The organism is Microvirgula curvata (assembly GCF_054781615.1).
In genome coordinates this window covers 383,187-400,366 of record NZ_BAAGUB010000003.1, presented here as the reverse complement: position 1 = coordinate 400,366, position 17,180 = coordinate 383,187, and the positions used below count along the sequence as shown (strand labels likewise).

Genomic DNA, 17,180 nt, shown 5'->3' with positions numbered 1-17,180 from the left:
TTTGCGCCGATGATAGTGTGGCACTTGCCCATGCGAAAGTAGGTCACCGCCAGGTCCTATACTGAAGCCCTCGTACCCTGTACGAGGGCTTCTTTCATTGGTGCGTGGCGATCGTGACGGATACGCAAAGAAGCCCCCGTGCCATGCACGGGGGCTTCTTTCATGGCTCGCTGCCTGTCAGGATGAGATGAATGCCCAATACCGGTTAGCGGCTGCCGGGCATTCTCAGACCAGCCCGACGCCGGACAATTGCCGCGCCAGCCGCGCCGCATGGTTGTCGGTCATGCCGCCGATGAAATCGAGGATCTTCATGTAGGCCTGATACAGCGAATCATCCGCTTCCAGCCTTGGCGTCAGCAGCGCCAGGTGGGTCGCGTCGCGCGGGCTGAGTGTCCGCTGGGGATGGCTGATATACGCATGGGCGGACGGGACAAGAATATCCAGCAGGGTGGCCAGGCACGGGTAGGCGGCAATTTCGGTGACCAGTTTGCTCGGGTGGCGGTAGACCTTGCGGCTGGCCAGTTCCTTGGCTGCACTCAGCGCATCGCTGACCCGCCCGGTGCAGACCGCCAGCAGGTCCTTGGCCGCGAATTCACCGTCGAGCAGCGCATCGTGGTGGGCCATGAAGCGGTCGGCGACATTGCTGACGCACTTGCCGACGGCCATGCCGCGCAGCATCGCGCACTTCTGCCGCGGGTCGTCGGTGCTCCAGACACGGTCGATTTCGGCCAGTGGCGTCAGCAGCGCTTCGAATTCCCGCACATCGATGATGTCGATTTCGACGGCGTCTTCCAGGTCGAGAATCGCGTAGCAGATGTCGTCCGCCGCTTCCATCAGGTAGACCAGCGGATGGCGTGCCCAGTGATGCTGCCCGTGCCGGGGCAGCCCGAGTTCGGTGGCCACGGCCGCGAAGTAATCGAGTTCGGAGCGATACAGGTTGAACTTGCCGCGTGCCGGAAAGGTGTCCGAGGTCCACGGATACTTGGTCAGTGCGCCGAGTGAGGCCGAAGTCAGGCGCATGCCGCCTTCACGGCCGTACATCTCCAGTGACGACACCATGCGCAGGCTGTGCGCATTGCCCTCGAAGGTCTGGATGTCCTGGCGCTCGGCATCGCTGAGCCCGACCAGATAGCGCGCATGGTCCGGATGGCGGAACCAGACCCGCAGTGCATCCTCGCCGGTATGGCCGAATGGCGGATTGCCGATGTCGTGGGCGAGGCAGGCGACCTGGACGATGGCGCCGATATCGAAGGCCGAGTAGCCGGCCGGCAGCCGGTTGTCCATGGCCAGCATGGCGCCGACCCGGTTGCCGAGGCTGCGGCCGACGCAGGCGACTTCGACGCTGTGCGTCAGCCGGTTATGGGTATGGTCGTTCTGGGCCAGCGGGTGAACCTGGGTCTTGCGTCCCAGCCGGCGGAAGGCGCTCGAGAACACCACCCGGTCGTGGTCGACATGGAAGTCGCTGCGCAGCCCGGCATCCGGCTCGCCCGGCAGGGACCGGCTGGGCTCGATGCGACCGTCGACATGCTTGAAACGGCGGGTGGAGAGCAGTTGCTCCCATTGCATGACGGTTGCCATCTGATCGGGCCTGACAGGGAATGACGATGGTTCCGATCATAGGCGGTGCGTGACGAGCGGGCAAAAAAAGAGCGCCGCAGCAAGGGGGACTGCAACGCTCCAATGCAATGACGTCTGGAGATGGCGGATCCCGGTGCCGGCCGTGCCGGTGACGGGCAGGGCCGGGGCGGATCCGGATCCACCAGCATCAAAGTTAGACCATGGCGGACGGAAGTCGAGCGAAACGCCGCACCGTCCGTCGCGCCGATGCCGCTCAGGGGCGCGGCAGGGTCACGCCGTGCTGGCCCATGTACTTGCCGTCGCGGTCCTTGTACGACACTTCGCACTCTTCGTCGCTCTCGAAGAACAGCACCTGGGCGATGCCTTCGTTGGCGTAGATCTTGGCCGGCAGCGGCGTGGTGTTGGAGAACTCCAGCGTCACATAGCCTTCCCATTCCGGCTCGAACGGCGTCACGTTGACCACGATGCCGCAGCGTGCATAGGTCGATTTGCCGAGGCAGACCGTCAGCACCTTGCGCGGAATGCGGAAGTACTCGACCGTGCGCGCCAGCGCAAACGAGTTCGGCGGGATGATGCAGTAGTCGCCCTTGATGTCGACGAAGCATTTTTCGTCGAAGTTCTTCGGATCGACCACGGTCGAATTGATATTGGTGAAGACCTTGAATTCGTCGGCGCAGCGGATGTCGTAGCCGTAGCTGGACGTCCCGAAAGAGATGACCTTCTGCCCGTTCACCTGACGGACCAGGTCCGGCTCGAACGGGGAGATCATGTCGTGCTCTTCCGCCATCCGGCGAATCCACTTGTCCGATTTGATGCTCATGGCGGGCCTCTGGCTGAAAATTGTGCCGGATTTTACACCATTGCGGCTGGGGGATCGTTGTCCGCACCCGGCCAGGGGTACCAGCGGCGTCGAATAGCTCCAAAGGAGTATATATAACTAGCCCGAATTCACTGTCTGTCACACCTTCCGGGGAATGGGGGCCGATCTGGTGCAGGCATAGACTCGCTCAGGTCAAAAACCCCATTCCCGGTAGGGAGAGGCCCAGAAATGGCTTCGCAACGATACAAGCAATATGCGGTACTGGCGTCGAGCACCTGGTCGTTTACCGTCTGTTTCATGGTGTGGATGATGCTGGGTGTGGTCGGCATTCCGTTGAAGCAGCAGCTCGGGCTCAACGAGACCGAGTTCGGCATTCTGGCGGCCACGCCGGTCCTGTCCGGTTCCCTGATCCGCGTGCCGCTCGGCATGTGGACCGACCGCTTTGGCGGTCGCATCGTCATGTTCATCCTGATGCTGTCCACGGTCATCCCCATCTACGTGATGGAGTATGCGACGGCCTACTGGCATTTCATCGTGATCGGTCTGTTCATCGGCCTGGCCGGCGGCACGTTCTCGGTTGGCACCCCGTATGTCGCGCGCTGGTTCCGCCGCGACCAGCAGGGGCTGGCCATGGGCGTGTTCGGGGCCGGCAACTCCGGCGCCGCCGTCAACAAATTCGTGGCGCCGGCCCTGATTGCCGCCGCCGGCTGGACCCTGGTGCCGAAGGTGTACGCCGGCGTGATGCTGGTGACGGCGCTCCTGTTCTGGTGCTTCAGCTTCCATGATCCGAAGCACGTGGTTGGCAAGGGCGTAACGGTGGCCGAACAGCTGAAAGTGCTGAAGGACCCGCGCGTCTGGCGCTACAGCCAGTACTACTCGGTGGTGTTCGGCGGCTATGTCGGTCTGTCGCTGTGGATGACCAAGTACTACGTCGGCGAGTACGGCTTCGATATCAAGCACGCGGCCTTCCTCGCCGCCTGCTTCTCGCTGCCGGGCGGTGTGCTGCGTGCCATCGGCGGCTGGATGAGCGACCGCATCGGGGCCTACAAGACCACCTGGTGGGTGATGTGGGTGCTGCTGGCGTGCTTCTTCATCCTGTCCTATCCGCAGACGGAGATGGTGATCACCACCATCAACGGTCCGCAGTCGCTGCATATCGGCCTGAATTCGTGGCTGTTCACCGGCGTGATGTTCGTGGCCGGGATCGCCATGGCGGTCGGCAAGGCGTCGGTGTTCAAGTTCATCTCCGATGATTTCACCGACAACATCGGCGCCGTTTCCGGCGTGGTCGGGCTGGCCGGCGGTCTCGGCGGCTTCATCCTGCCGATCCTGTTCGGTGCACTGGTCGACCTGACCGGCATTCGCTCCAGCTGCTTCATGCTGCTGTACGGCACCGCTGCCGTGTCACTGGTCTGGATGCACTACTCGTTCAAACCGCTCGCCCGCGAGCTGGAAGCCGCCCGCGCCGCTGCCTGATCGCCCCATTGAAGAGAGATTTGCCATGGCTGAATACGTACTGAAGCGCTGGGAGCCGGAAAACACCGACTTCTGGCAGTCCACCGGCAAGGCGGTTGCCCGCCGCAATCTGTGGATCTCCATTCCCGCCCTGCTGCTGGCGTTCGCCATCTGGGTGCTGTGGAGCATCCTGGTGGTCAACCTGCCGAATATCGGCTTCAACTACTCGCAGAACCAGCTGTTCTGGCTGGCGGCGCTGCCGTCGCTGTCCGGTGCCACACTGCGGATTTTCTACTCGTTCATGGTGCCGGTGTTCGGCGGCCGGCGCTGGACCGCGATGTCCACCGCGACGCTGCTGATTCCGGCCATCGGCATCGGTTATGCGGTGCAGGATGCCAGCACCAGCTACACCACGATGCTGGTACTGGCGCTGCTGTGCGGTTTTGGCGGCGGCAACTTCAGCTCGTCGATGGCCAATATCAGCTTCTTTTTCCCCAAGGCGGAAAAGGGCACGGCGCTGGGCCTGAACGCCGGTCTCGGCAACCTTGGCGTGTCGGTGATGCAGTTCATCGTGCCGCTGGTGATGACCGTCGGTGTGTTCGGCGCCCTGGGCGGCGAAGGGCAGACCTGGATCAAGGGCGACGTCAGCAAGATGGTCTGGCTGCAGAATGCCGGCTTTATCTGGGTGCCGTTCATCGTGCTGTCGACGCTGGCATCGTGGTTCGGCATGAATGACATCGCCGACGCCAAGGCTTCGTTCTCCGACCAGGCTGTGATTTTCCGCCGCAAGCACAACTGGCTGATGTGCTGGCTGTATGTCGGTACCTTCGGCTCGTTCATCGGTTTCTCGGCCGGTTTCCCGCTGCTGATCAAGGGCCAGTTCCCTGATGTCGACCCGACCCGCTTCGCCTTCCTCGGCCCGCTGGTCGGCGCACTGGCCCGTCCGCTTGGCGGCTGGATCTCGGACAAGCTCGGCGGTGCGCGGGTCACGCAGTGGACCTTCGTGCTGATGATTGTTGCCGTGTTCGGTGTGCTGGCGGCGTTGCCTCAGCATGGTGCCGGCGGCAGCTTCAGCCTGTTCCTCGGCAGCTTCCTGGCGCTGTTCGCGCTGACCGGTGTCGGCAACGGTTCGACTTTCATGCAGGTGCCGGTGATCTTCCAGACCTTCCATGAGCGGCGGACGCCGTCGTCGGTTACCGCTGCCCGTGCCGAAGCCACCAAGGAATCGGCTGCGGTGCTGGGCTTCTCGGCAGCGGTTGGCGCCTATGGCGGCTTCTTCATCCCGAAGAGCTTTGGTACCTCGATCGCGATGACCGGCGGGGTCGATGCGGCGCTGTACGCGTTCATCGGCTTCTACCTGAGCTGCCTGCTGGTCAACTGGTGGTACTACGCGCGTCGCAATGCGGATGTGCCGTGCTGATGGCAGGAAACTGAAAATGCAAAAAGGGGGAGGCTTGCGGGCCTCCCCCTTTTTTGTCTGCAGGTGTCAGACGTCCTGCCCTTCACTGATGCCTTCGTGGCTTTTCGCCGACGGCAGGATCCAGTTCAGCAGGATGGCCAGGACCGAGCACAGGCCGACGCCGACCAGGGTGAAGCTGCCGAGCTTGAGTTCGAGTGCGCCGATACCGCAGGTCAGCACCACCGACACGATGACCAGGTTCTTTGGCGCCATCAGGTCGACCCTGGATTCGATCAGCGTCTTCAGGCCGATGCTGGCGATGGTGCCGAACAGCAGCACCATGATGCCGCCCATGACCGGCATCGGAATCGACTGCAGCAGCGCATTGAACTTGCCGAAGAAGGCCAGCACGATGGCGAACAGCGCCGCCCAGGTCATGATGACCGGATTGAAGTTGCGGGTGATCATCACCGCGCCGGTAACTTCGGCATAGGTGGTGACCGGCGGGCCGCCGATCAGACCGGCGAGACAGACGCCCAGCCCGTCGCCTGCCAGCGTGCGGTGCAGGCCCGGGGTCTTGGTGTAGTCGGTTCCGGTCACGCCGCCAATGGCCATGACGCCGCCGATATGCTCGATGGCCGGCGCGATGGCGACCGGCAGCATGAACAGCGCCGCGGCCCAGTTCACTTCCGGGGTGATGAAGTGCGGCATGGCGAACCACGGCGCATCGGCGATCTTGCCGAAGTCGACCAGTCCCATGAACGAGGCGACGACATAGCCGACGATCACGCCGGACAGGATCGGTACCAGACGGAAGATGCCGCGGGCGAAGATCGCCACGACAATGGTGGTGGCCAGCGACACGGCAGCCAGCAGCAGGGCGTCAGCGTACGGGATCACCTGCTCGCCACCGGCGCGACCCATGGCCATGTTGCTGGCCACGGTGGCGACCGACAGGCCGATGATCATGATGACCGGACCGATGACCACCGGCGGCAGCAGCTTGTTCACGGCGCCGACGCCGCGCCAGCGCACCAGCGCGGCGAACACGAAGTACATGAAGCCGGCGGCGAACAGGCCGAACATGGTCGACGGCAGGCCCCAGGTCTGGGTCGCATAGATGATCGGCGCGATAAAGGCGAACGAGGAACCGAGGAAGATCGGTACCTTGCGGCCGGTACACAGTTGGAACAGCAGGGTGCCAATGCCGCCGCCCAGCAGCGCCATGGCAGGGTTCAGGCCGGTCAGCAGCGGGACCAGCACCAGCGCCCCGAATGCGACGAACAGGATTTGTGCGCCTGCCACCGCTTGTTTCAGGTGTTGAATCATGGAATTCTCCGTGGAAGAGCAATCGTGGGGCCGAAAACAGGGCTCTCATAAAAAAGGCGACCTGTAGAGGTCGCCTTTTCGGGATTCATGTCACTCAGCCCTTGGTGCCGAAGATCTTGTCGCCAGCGTCGCCGAGGCCGGGGATGATGTAGCCATGTTCGTTCAGATGGCTGTCGAGCGACGCGGTGAAGATCTGCACGTCCGGATGCACGGCCGTGACGGCCTTGATGCCTTCGGGCGCGGCGACCATGACGATGGCCTTGATCGACTTGCAGCCCTTGCGCTTCAGCAGGTCGATGGTGGCGACCATCGAGCCGCCGGTAGCGAGCATCGGGTCGATGATCAGGGCGATGCGTTCGTCGAGGCCGTCGACGAACTTGTCGAAGTACGGCACCGGTTCGAGGGTTTCCTCGTTGCGGTACAGGCCGACGACGCTGATCTTGGCGCTGGGCACCAGGTCGAGCACGCCATCAAGCATGCCGAGACCGGCGCGCAGGATCGGTACGACCGTGACTTTCTTGCCCTTGATCTGTTCGACCTCGATCGGGCCGTTCCAGCCGTCGATGGTGATCGTTTCGAGCTCGAAATCGCGCGTGGCCTCATAAGCCAGCAGACGGGCGAGTTCGTGCGTCAGCGTGCGGAATTTGTTGGTACTGATATTGCCTTCGCGCAGCAAGCCGAGCTTGTGCTGCACCAGCGGATGTTTGACGATGGTCAGATTCATGATTTCCTTGCCCCGGATACAACACCGGCAGCGCGGTGCGCTGCCGGACGACAGGTGTATTTTGGCTTGGGGCAGGATTCTACAGCCAAACCCGGCTGCCTAGCGAGCTTGTAGTCAAACTCTGGTGGAATGGGGACGAAAGGTATTGACTCTCGCCCCTTCCGCCCGGGTCAGGCGGCGGCGCCGATCATTTTTTGCAGTTCGCCGGACTGGAACAGCTCGGTCATGATGTCCGAGCCGCCGACGAACTCGCCGTTCACGTACAGCTGCGGGATGGTCGGCCAGTTCGAGAAGTCCTTGATGCCCTGACGGACTTCCGGGTCTTCCAGCACGTTGACGGTGGCCGGGCGGTCGACACCACAGGCCTTGACGATCTGCACCGCCTTGGCGGAGAAGCCGCACTGCGGGAACTGGGCGGTGCCCTTCATGAACAGGACCACCGGATGTTCGGTGATGACCTGGCGGATTTCGGCTTGCACGTCGCGCATGGTGCGGTGTCCTGAAGAATGGTTGACTGATTCAGTCGGATTTTATCCGCAGCGGCTCGGCACGGTCAACGCATCCCCGTTTTTTCCTGGCCGGCATCAAGGCTTGTCGGCGGCGGCCTGCTGTTCGCGCCGCAGTGCGAGCAGCAGCAGCCTGGCCTGCGCGTCATACAGCCCCTGGCGACAGATCTGCCGCGACACCCCGGACGCCAGCAGCGCGGTGACCATCAGCGGGATCACCATCGACGACGAGTCGGTCATTTCCATCACTACTACCAGACCGGTCAGCGGCGAACGGCTGAGGCCGGCAAAGTAGCCGACCATGCCGAGCAGCACCATCGCCTGCGGCAGCACCTCGGGCAGGTAGCGGCCGATATCGTGGCCGAAGCCGGCGCCGATGGTCAGCGACGGTGCCAGCATGCCGCCGGTTACGCCGGACAGCTGCGACAGCACCAGCGTACACAACTTGGTAATGCCGAAGTAGTCCATTTCCTGGCCGCCGCCGCCTTCCAGCAGCAGCTTGGCCTGTTCATAGCCGGTACCGAAGCTCAGGCCGTGGGTCGACAGGCCGATCACGGCAATCGCCAGCCCGCAGCTGCCGGCAAACAGATAGGGGCGGTGGGTGCGCTGGCGGAAGATCCAGTGCGTGCTGCCGGACGAGATGGCGATCAGCATGCGCGCGGTCAGACCGCCAAAGCCGCCACAGATCAGGCCGGTCAGGATGACGGCGACGATCTGCTGGGTGCCGATGGCGCGGAAATGGATCGAGGCGACGCCGTAGTAGTCGTAGTTGCCGAAGACGGCCATGGTGACCAGACCGGACAGGATCACGGCGATCAGCATGACGCCGCTGGCTCGGTGCTCGAAGCCGCGATGCATTTCCTCGATGGCGAACACGATGCCGGCCAGCGGGGTGTTGAAGGCGGCGGCCACACCGGCGGCGCCGCCGGCGAGGATCAGGCTGCGGGCGACGCCCTCGCTGGTGATGTGGTTGAACTTGCCGATGGCGTAAGTCAGCGCGGCGCCGACGTGGACGATCGGGCCTTCATAGCCGAACGTGCCGCCGGCACCGATGCCGATCAGCGTGGCGACCAGTTTGACCCCGGCGGCCTTCAGCGTCAGCACCCGGTCGCGCAATGCCGCACCGCGGCGGTCCAGCGCGGCGATGGTCTGCGAGATGCCGCCGCCACCGGCGTCGGGACAGACGGTGCGGATCAGCCAGATCGACAGCACGAAGAAGGCCGGAGTCCAGGCCAGCGACAGCCACGGTGACACGGCGTACACCTGCAGGAACAGCGCATCGACCGCGCGCGAGCCGAGCATGAACAGGATGCCGGCCACACCGATCAGGATGGCGCTGGTCCACAGGGCAAGCCGGCGCCGGAACAGGGCCCACGACAGATAGTAGTAGCGGAGGCGGCGATTCATGCGTGTGGCTTCGTTGTACGGTGGCTTCCTCGGGGGAGGCGGGCGGAGCAGGTTCCGTTGCATGGCCGCGGCGGGACTATCTTCATATTAGTAATTACTGAATTTATATCGTCAGGGCGTCGGATGCAAATCGGATGCCGTTGCAGTGGGTGGTGCCCGGTGTCGTGACGGCAGAATGAAAAATGCCTCGCCGGCTGGCGAGGCATCGTGAGCGCTTGGTGAGCCGGCTTACTCTGCCGGGCTGTCTTCCGCTGCGTTCCCGGCCGGTTCGTCCAGTTCGGCGTCCTGCGGGTAGACCGGTTTGGGAATGCGGCGTTCCAGCACGGCGGCAAAGAAGCCGTCGCAGCCGTGGTCGCGCGGATTCAGCCGCAGGCGGGTGCCGGTATCGAGCTCGACCCGCTGTTCGGCCAGCAGCACATTGGCCGGCAGTTCGACGAAATCGGGGTGGGCGGCCAGGAAGGCGTCGATGATGGCGTCGTTCTCGGACGGCAGGATCGAGCAGGTTGCATAGACCAGGCGGCCGCCGTTCTTCAGCAGGCGGGCGGCGTGGGCAAGGATGCTGGCCTGGGTGACATTCAGCTGGGCGACCGATTCCGGCGACTGGCGGAATTTCAGATCCGGATTGCGGCGCAGCGTGCCGAGGCCGGAACACGGCGCGTCGACCAGAACCCGGTCGACCTTGCCGGCCAGACGCTTGATCTTGCTGTCGTTCTCGCCCTGGATCAGTTGCGGGTGGACATTGGACAGGCCGGAACGGGCCAGACGCGGCTTCAGGTTGGCCAGCCGCTTTTCCGACACGTCGAACGCGTACAGCCGGCCGGACGATGCCATCATCGCGCCGAGCATCAGCGTCTTGCCACCGGCGCCGGCGCAGAAGTCCACCACCATTTCACCGCGGCGCGGCGCCAGCAGCAGGCCGAGCAGCTGGCTGCCTTCGTCCTGGACCTCGAACGCCCCTTCGGTGAACAGCGGATGGCGGTTGACTGCCGGCTTGCCCTTGATGCGCAGACCGAACGGCGACATCGGGGTCGGCTGGGCGTCGATGCCGTCGCGGGCCAGCTGGACGGCCACGTCTTCGCGGCGGGCCTTGATGGTGTTGACGCGCAGGTCGAGCGGCGCGCTGTTCTGCATGCTCTGGCCCAGTGCGAGCAGTTCGTCGTCGGACAGGCCGGCGTCCTGGAGCTGGGTCGCGACCCAGTCCGGCAGCTCGGCGCGTTCGGCCAGCGTCAGTTCCGGCGTCGTGCCTTTCAGCTCGCCGGCCCATTTTTTCTCCGCCTCGGTCAGGATGCCTTCCAGCTCGCGCAGATTGAGGCCGCGCACCTTGACCAGGCTGGCAATGGCCAGCCGCTTCGGTGTCGGGTTCGGCTGGGTCAGCGCGGTCAGGAACGCGCGGCGGCGCAGGACGGCGAAGACGGTTTCGGCCACCAGGTGGCGATCGGTGGCGCCGAGACGGCGCTGGTCACGGAACCAGGCCGACAGCACGGTGTCGGCGGGGCGGTCGCAGGGCAGGACACGGCGAAGCGCGTCGACCACAGCGTCGAATTGAGCGGCACTAATTGGCATTGTGTGACTTGTCTTGTTTGGGGCGCTCCAGCCGGATTTCATTTCCGACCTTCAGCCTGATGAGTTTCATGTCGATTGTCTTCTCGCTGTCCTGCATGCGGATGCGGAGCGGGAAGTTGTGATAATCGGGCGCGATCCAGAATTCGACCGTGTCACCGTCGGACAGGCTGCGAACCAGCACGGCGGGAATTTTCCGGTCGACATCGACGTCGGCGTCTCCGACGACGGAAAGGGGGTAATGATAAACCTTCTTGCCGGTCGTCACCTGTACGTTCTTGTTCAACGACTTGCCGCCTTTCAGCGCAATCTGGAACGCGACGCTGAATACGTCCTGCGCGCCGTCTTCCAGCGGGGCCGTTTTCTTGTCGCCGCGGCCATAGGTCAGCACCTTCGCCTCCCAGTCGAAGTCGGCGGTCTCGCGCACCTGGTCGCCCCGGGTGGCCTCGAAATGCGACGGTCTCAGCCCGTTCGGGCCGATGCTTCCCTGGCTGCTGTAGCCGAGTCGCGGACCGAATACCGGGTGCAGGCGGACGTCCAGCCGGTAGCCGCCCGGGGTCTTGCTCCATTCGATATCGCCGCTGCCGGCCAGAAAGGCACCGTAGAACACCTCATAGGTCAGCGTGGCGTGGTCCGGGAAGCGGCGCGACATCGCATCGGTCTTTGCCGCCGGCGTGTCGTCGGCCGGCGGGGTGGCGTCCTTGCCGTCGCCGGAGTCGGCAAACGGCTTGTCGCGACGGCCGATGTCGCCCGGGTCTTCTGCCGGGGGGGCTTCGTCCGCTGGCGGGGAGGCATCGTCGGCGGGGGGCGCATCGGCCGGCGTGGCCGGCGCTTCTTCCGTCGTGCGGGGGGAGGTTGGCGGCAGCAGTTTCTTGCGTGGTTTCTTTTTCGGCGGCGGCAGCGTGGCGTCACCGACGGCAATGGCCGGTGGCGGCGGCGCGGCGGCAGCCAGACGCGGGGCGGCGGCGCTGTCGAGCACCTGCTGCGAATACAGCTCGATGGTCAGCGGCTTGACCAGGACCGGATCGGTCTCGGAAAACGGCCACTGCCAGCGCCAGCCTTCGGCCAGCAGAACGGAATGGACCAGCAGCGACAGCACCACGGCCAGAGCCCACTGTCCGCGTCGTGTCATGCCGGTCTCCGTCTCAGTCCAGCGCCACGAGGGCGCGGGCGGCCGGTTCGACGTCGCGGACTTCGACCCGGTGGCCGTTGATGTGCAGCCGGTCCTCGACGAACCAGCGCACGGCCTGCGGATACAGCCGGTGCTCGATGCGCAGTACGCGCTCGGCCAGCGAGGCGGCGCTGTCGTCCGGCAGCACCGGCACCACGCCCTGGGCCACGATCGGGCCGTGGTCGAGTTCGGCGGTCACGAAGTGCACGGTGGCGCCGGCAACGGCGCAGCCGGCATTGATGGCGCGCTGGTGGGTATGCAGGCCGGAGAAAGCCGGCAGCAGCGACGGATGGACGTTGATCATGCGGCCGGCGTAATGACTGGTGAAGTCCGGGGTCAGAATGCGCATGAAGCCGGCCAGTACCACCAGATCGGCCTGATGGCGGTCGATGACGGCGGCCAGGGCGCTGTCGAAGGCCGGGCGGTCGGGGTAGGCGGTGTGGTCCAGCGCCTCGGTGGCGATGCCGCGCGCGGCCGCCCAGGCCAGGCCGGCGGCGTCGGCACGGTTGGAGATCACGGCGGCGATGCGCGCGCCGGGAATGCCGGCCTCGACGATGGCCTGCATGTTCGATCCGCGACCGGAAATCAGGATGACGATGTTTTTCATGTGGAACAGGGCGCCGGCAGCAGCGGAGGCCGCAATGACCTCCTCATACTAGCGTGATAAATGAAAAGCGCTGTTACCGTGCGGGCAACAGCGGCCAGATGAACACTCACCACGCAGAACGGACGAGCGAAACAGCCTCTCCCCGCCGGGGCGGGGGCGGAACGGGCGCCGGACCTGGCGCCCCGGGACGGGCTCAGGCCACCTGGGTCTGGTGCTCGTCGCCCTGACGGGCGCGGATCAGGCCAAGGCGGTGGACGGTTTCACCGGCGGCGGACAGCTGCGCCACGGCGGCGTCGGCGTGTTCGGCGGCAACGATCACCACCATGCCGATACCGCAGTTGAAGGTGCGGTACATTTCGTGCGATTCGACATTGCCGGCACTCTGCAGCCACTGGAACAGCTTCGGCAGCGCCCAGCTGGCGGCGTCGATCTGGGCGACGACATTGTCGGGCAGCACGCGCGGCACGTTCTCGGTGATGCCGCCGCCGGTGATGTGGGCCATGCCCTTGACCGGCAGCGACTGCATCAGCGCCAGCAGCGGCTTCACGTAGATGCGGGTCGGCGCGATCACCGCGTCGCGCAGCGAGCGCTCGCCATCGAACGGGGCGTCGAGATCGGGTTGCTTCAGGTCGAGGATCTTGCGCACCAGCGAATAGCCGTTCGAGTGCGCGCCGTTCGATGCCAGACCCAGCACCACGTCACCGGGGCCGATGCTGCGGCCGGTAATGACCTTGCTCTTTTCGACCACGCCGACGGCGAAGCCGGCCAGATCGTATTCGCCGGACGGGTACATGCCCGGCATTTCGGCGGTTTCGCCGCCGATCAGTGCGCAGCCGGCCTGTTCGCAGCCGGCGGCAATGCCCTTGATCACGTCAGTGGCTTGCGGCACGTCGAGCTTGCCGCAGGCGAAGTAGTCGAGGAAGAACAGCGGTTCCGCCCCCTGGACCAGGATGTCGTTGACGCTCATGGCGACCAGATCGATGCCGACCGTGTCGTGGCGGTTCCACTCGAAAGCCAGTTTCAGCTTGGTGCCGACGCCATCGGTGCCGGACACCAGCACGGGTTCCTGATATTTCTTGCTGATCTCGATCAGCGCGCCGAAGCCGCCGATGCCGCCCAGCACTTCCGGACGCAGGGTCCGCTTGGCGTACGGCTTGATGTTTTCGACCAGCTGGTCGCCGGCGTCGATGTCGACGCCCGCGTCGCGGTAGCTCAGGGACTGACTCACGAGAGACTCGCTTTCTTGCTCAATGACAATGTTGGGACTGCCTGTCGCCGGCCGGGCCGATGACAGATTCTTCGCGGCAACGGGGCGCAGTTCAGGTATATATCCCCCTGAGCCGCCCGCGACGCGCCGTGGCGCATGATCACGGCGGCAAGGCCGCCCGCACGAGCGGGCGACGCGCGTGATTCCGATTCCCGCCAATTTCCCCCGCATTTTACCGAACATGTCGCGCATCCGCCGCAAATCTTCCAGGCCCCCCGTCCGGGTGTGGCCCTATCTGCTCGCTGCCCTGGTCCTGTGGCTGCTGTGGTCGCTGACCGAGGTGCTGGTCCCGTTCCTGGCCGCCGCCGCGCTGGCCTATATGGCGGTGCCGACCGTGGACGCGCTGGCGCGGCGCGGTCTCAACCGCACGCTGGCGACCACGCTGGTGCTGGTGGCGGTGGCGCTGCTGCTGTCACTGCTGTTGCTGCTGATTGTGCCGATGTTCATCCAGCAGGTGCAGGGGCTGTCCGAACGCATGCCGACGCTGGTCGACTGGCTGGAACACACGGTGTCGCCGTGGCTGGCGGCAAAGCTCGACATTGCGGTCCATTTCAACGGCACCTCGCTGCGCGATGCCATCGTGCGCAATGTCGGCGGGCTGCGCCAGGCGCTGGAACGCACGCTGCCGGCGCTGACCAGCCAGGGACTGGCGCTGATCGTATTCCTGTCCAATCTGTTCCTGACCCCGATCCTGGCGTTCTATCTGCTGCGCGACTGGCATGACATCGTCGCCCGCCTGGGCCAGTTGCTGCCGCCGCGCTGGCGTCCCGGTGTCGGTGAAGTCCTCGGCAAGGTCGATCACATGGTCGGCGAGTTCCTGCGCGGGCAACTGACGGTCATGGTGATCATGGCCGCACTGTACGGACTCGGCTGGTGGCTGGTAGGGCTGGATTCCGGCTTCGCCATCGGCGTGGTCGCCGGGCTGCTGGTGTGCATCCCGTATGTGGGGGCCTTTATCGGCGTGCTGCTCGCCACGCTGGCCGCCATCCTGCAGTTCGGCTCGTTCGAGGGGCTGGCGATGGTGTGGGGCGTGTACGCGGTGGCGCAGACGCTGGAAAGTTTCATCATCACCCCGCAACTGGTCGGCGACCGCATCGGCCTGCATCCGGCGCTGGTGATCTTTGCCCTGATGGCGTTCGGCACGCTGTTCGGCTTTGTCGGTGTGCTGCTGGCACTGCCGGTATCGGCGGTGCTGCGGGTGCTGTGGCAGGAGGGCATGGTCCGCTACTACGCGTCGCGCTGGTATCAGCGTAGAATCACGCGTATCCCTGCCGGGCACGATTGAGCAGCGGACGGGCGAGCCGCCCGTCCCGAAACCGGCCCGCTAACCGCTTCCCTACCCAGATACTGCGTTGGATCAGCTCGTACTCGACCTCACCCCGCCCCCCGCGCCGGCCTTTGACCACTTCATCGCCGAGCACAACAGGCAGATCATCGCTGCGCTGACCGACCCGGCCGGCGAGCGATTCATATACCTGTGGGGCGCGCCCGGCGTCGGCAAGACCCACTTGCTGCAGCAGTGGGTCGAACACGCGAACGCGGTCGGTCGCGCGGCGATCTATCTCGATGCCCGGGCGGAGAAGCTGCCCGACTTTGCACGCGAGGCGCGCTGCGTGGCGGTCGACCATGTCGACGATCTCGAACCCGACGACCAGATCACCCTGTTTTCGATCTTCAATTCGCTGAAGGATGGCGGCGAGGGCCAGTTGCTGACCGCTGGCCGCGCCGCCCCGCTGCAACTGAAACTGCGCGACGACCTGCGCACGCGACTTGGCTGGGGGCTGGTGTTCCAGGTCCAGGCCATGAGTGACGCGGACAAGTTCGCCGCGCTGAAGCGCCATGCGCAGATGCGCCTGGTCGATGTGCCTGACGACGTGATCCGCTGGTTGCTGACCCACTGGCGTCGCGACATGTCTTCCCTGGTGGCGATGATCGATGCGCTGGACCACTATTCGCTGGCGCTGCGCAAGCCGATCACCGTTCCGTTCGTGAAAAATATCCTGCATGCAAAGCTGACACGATGAATCTTGCCCTGTTCGATCTCGACAATACCTTGCTGGCTGGCGATTCCGATGTGGAATGGCCGCGTTTCCTGATCGGAAAGGGCCTGCTCGATGCCGAGTACTACCATCGCGAGAACGACCGCTTCTACCAGCAGTATCGCGACGGCACCCTCGATATCGATGCTTTCCTCGACTTCCAGCTCAAGCCGCTCGCCGACCGCGACCGCGATGAACTGGATGCGCTGCATGCCGAATACCTGGACGTGCACATCAAGCCGATCATCACCCGCCTCGGCCGCGAACGCGTCGCCGCCCACCAGGCGCAGGGCGATCTGGTGGTGATCGTGACCGCCACCAACCGTTTCATCACCGAACCGATCGCCCGCGAACTCGGGGTCGAGCACCTGATCGCGACCGAACTGGAGCAGGGCGCCGACGGCCGCTTCACCGGCCGCCCGAGTGGTACGCCGAGCTTCAAGGACGGCAAGATCACCCGCCTGGACGAATGGCTGACCGCGCGCGGCAGCCGGCTCGATGCGTTCGACAGCAGCTGGTTCTACAGCGACTCGCGCAACGACATCCCGCTGATGAGCCGGGTCAGCCACCCGGTGGCCGTCGATCCGGACGATTTCCTGCGTGCCCATGCCGAAGCGCATGACTGGCCCGTCATTTCCCTGCGCGACTGACCCGACCCGAAAGCCGCCATGCACAGACCGCAAATCGCCGTATTCAACCACCTGCTGGCCCAGCAACCGGCGCTGCGCGCCGATTTTGCCGCGCTGGCCGGCCGGCGGGTGCGGGTCGAGCTGACGCCGTTCGCCGTCAGCGGCGTGGTGTGCGAGGACGGCTACTGGGCAAAGACGAGCGGCGAGCCGGAGGCGGTGGTGCGGCTCGGCGCCGGCACGGCCTTGCGCCGCCTGTCCGGCAGCCCGCTCGGCCCGGCCGATGTCGAACTGCATGGCGATGCCGAACTGGCGGCGCAACTGGCGCGCCTGGCCGGGCGCCTGCAGTGGGATGCGGTCGAGGATCTGTCGCGGGTCATGGGCGACATGGCCGCCGCCCGGGTGGCGGGGGCCGCGCGTGGCCTGCTGGGCTTCAAGGGCGAGATTGCCGTCCGTCTCGGTCGCAGCCTGGTCGAGCACTGGCGCGACGAAGTGCCGCTGGTCGCCCGCCGGCATGATGTCGCGGGCTTCTGTCACCAGGTCGACGATGCGCGTGATGCCGTCGAACGGCTGGACAAGCGCATCGAACGCCTGCTGGGCGCGAAGCCGCGCTGACGCTGTTCCTTTTTCCGCCGGACCGGGCCTGGCCTGCGCTCGCGCGGCCATTTCTCTTGCGCGCCAGTGGCGCACCG

The 17,180-nt window shown here is 65.1% G+C and carries 16 protein-coding genes; 6 read left to right on the top strand and 10 right to left on the bottom strand.

Annotated elements, in window-relative coordinates; translation table 11 throughout:
• Nucleotides 1–225 precede the first annotated feature (225 nt).
• On the bottom strand, nt 226–1,578 hold the full coding sequence (locus tag ACYVG8_RS02100; protein WP_028500121.1) for a deoxyguanosinetriphosphate triphosphohydrolase: 1,353 nt from the start codon (nt 1,576–1,578) through the stop codon (nt 226–228).
• 253 nt (nt 1,579–1,831) lie between these two features.
• Nucleotides 1,832–2,398: a dCTP deaminase gene (gene dcd, locus ACYVG8_RS02095; RefSeq protein ID WP_028500120.1), complete on the bottom strand. Its 567-nt coding sequence runs from the start codon at nt 2,396–2,398 to the stop codon at nt 1,832–1,834.
• Between the two features lie 228 nt (nt 2,399–2,626).
• Between dcd and ACYVG8_RS02090 the strand changes: the two genes are divergently transcribed.
• Together ACYVG8_RS02090 and ACYVG8_RS02085 are read left to right on the top strand one after the other, a co-directional pair.
• Nucleotides 2,627–3,874, top strand: coding sequence for an MFS transporter (locus ACYVG8_RS02090; RefSeq protein WP_460744952.1), 1,248 nt, complete (start codon nt 2,627–2,629; stop codon nt 3,872–3,874).
• Between the two features lie 25 nt (nt 3,875–3,899).
• Nucleotides 3,900–5,273 (top strand): NarK family nitrate/nitrite MFS transporter, encoded by a 1,374-nt coding sequence (locus ACYVG8_RS02085; RefSeq protein ID WP_460744951.1) that lies wholly within the window; start codon nt 3,900–3,902, stop codon nt 5,271–5,273.
• A gap of 66 nt (nt 5,274–5,339) precedes the next feature.
• Here the strand turns inward: ACYVG8_RS02085 and ACYVG8_RS02080 are convergent, their stop codons facing one another.
• From ACYVG8_RS02080 to purM, 8 genes are all read right to left on the bottom strand, one after another.
• A complete protein-coding gene (locus ACYVG8_RS02080) occupies nt 5,340–6,581 on the bottom strand; it encodes a uracil-xanthine permease family protein (RefSeq protein ID WP_112692189.1) in 1,242 nt (413 codons plus the stop codon).
• A gap of 94 nt (nt 6,582–6,675) precedes the next feature.
• Nucleotides 6,676–7,305 (bottom strand): uracil phosphoribosyltransferase, encoded by a 630-nt coding sequence (gene upp / locus ACYVG8_RS02075; RefSeq protein WP_028500116.1) that lies wholly within the window; start codon nt 7,303–7,305, stop codon nt 6,676–6,678.
• Between the two features lie 170 nt (nt 7,306–7,475).
• Nucleotides 7,476–7,793 (bottom strand): Grx4 family monothiol glutaredoxin, encoded by a 318-nt coding sequence (gene grxD, locus ACYVG8_RS02070; protein ID WP_028500115.1) that lies wholly within the window; start codon nt 7,791–7,793, stop codon nt 7,476–7,478.
• 96 nt (nt 7,794–7,889) lie between these two features.
• Nucleotides 7,890–9,218: a chloride channel protein gene (locus tag ACYVG8_RS02065; RefSeq protein ID WP_036386614.1), complete on the bottom strand. Its 1,329-nt coding sequence runs from the start codon at nt 9,216–9,218 to the stop codon at nt 7,890–7,892.
• 228 nt (nt 9,219–9,446) lie between these two features.
• On the bottom strand, nt 9,447–10,775 hold the full coding sequence (locus ACYVG8_RS02060; protein WP_373280123.1) for an RsmB/NOP family class I SAM-dependent RNA methyltransferase: 1,329 nt from the start codon (nt 10,773–10,775) through the stop codon (nt 9,447–9,449).
• Nucleotides 10,771–11,910: a DUF3108 domain-containing protein gene (locus tag ACYVG8_RS02055; protein ID WP_028500114.1), complete on the bottom strand. Its 1,140-nt coding sequence runs from the start codon at nt 11,908–11,910 to the stop codon at nt 10,771–10,773. Before ACYVG8_RS02055 ends, ACYVG8_RS02060 begins: the two co-directional genes overlap by 5 nt.
• A 13-nt stretch (nt 11,911–11,923) precedes the next feature.
• Entirely contained in the window at nt 11,924–12,556 is a 633-nt protein-coding gene (gene purN / locus ACYVG8_RS02050; protein WP_460744950.1) for a phosphoribosylglycinamide formyltransferase, read from the bottom strand.
• A gap of 193 nt (nt 12,557–12,749) precedes the next feature.
• Nucleotides 12,750–13,784, bottom strand: a complete 1,035-nt coding sequence (gene purM, locus ACYVG8_RS02045) for a phosphoribosylformylglycinamidine cyclo-ligase (protein ID WP_107889300.1) — start codon at nt 13,782–13,784, stop codon at nt 12,750–12,752.
• Nucleotides 13,785–14,004: 220 nt separating this feature from the next.
• Between purM and ACYVG8_RS02040 the strand changes: the two genes are divergently transcribed.
• From ACYVG8_RS02040 to ACYVG8_RS02025, 4 genes are all read left to right on the top strand, one after another.
• Nucleotides 14,005–15,108, top strand: a complete 1,104-nt coding sequence (locus ACYVG8_RS02040; protein WP_107889302.1) for an AI-2E family transporter — start codon at nt 14,005–14,007, stop codon at nt 15,106–15,108.
• Between the two features lie 67 nt (nt 15,109–15,175).
• Nucleotides 15,176–15,847: a DnaA regulatory inactivator Hda gene (gene hda, locus ACYVG8_RS02035; protein ID WP_028500110.1), complete on the top strand. Its 672-nt coding sequence runs from the start codon at nt 15,176–15,178 to the stop codon at nt 15,845–15,847.
• Nucleotides 15,844–16,512, top strand: coding sequence for a histidinol-phosphatase (locus ACYVG8_RS02030; RefSeq protein WP_460744949.1), 669 nt, complete (start codon nt 15,844–15,846; stop codon nt 16,510–16,512). Before hda ends, ACYVG8_RS02030 begins: the two co-directional genes overlap by 4 nt.
• 18 nt (nt 16,513–16,530) lie before the next feature.
• The gene (locus tag ACYVG8_RS02025; RefSeq protein ID WP_112692188.1) at nt 16,531–17,103 is read left to right on the top strand and encodes a ubiquinone biosynthesis accessory factor UbiJ; all 573 of its coding nucleotides are present in this window, start codon (nt 16,531–16,533) and stop codon (nt 17,101–17,103) included.
• Nucleotides 17,104–17,180: the final 77 nt, after the last annotated feature.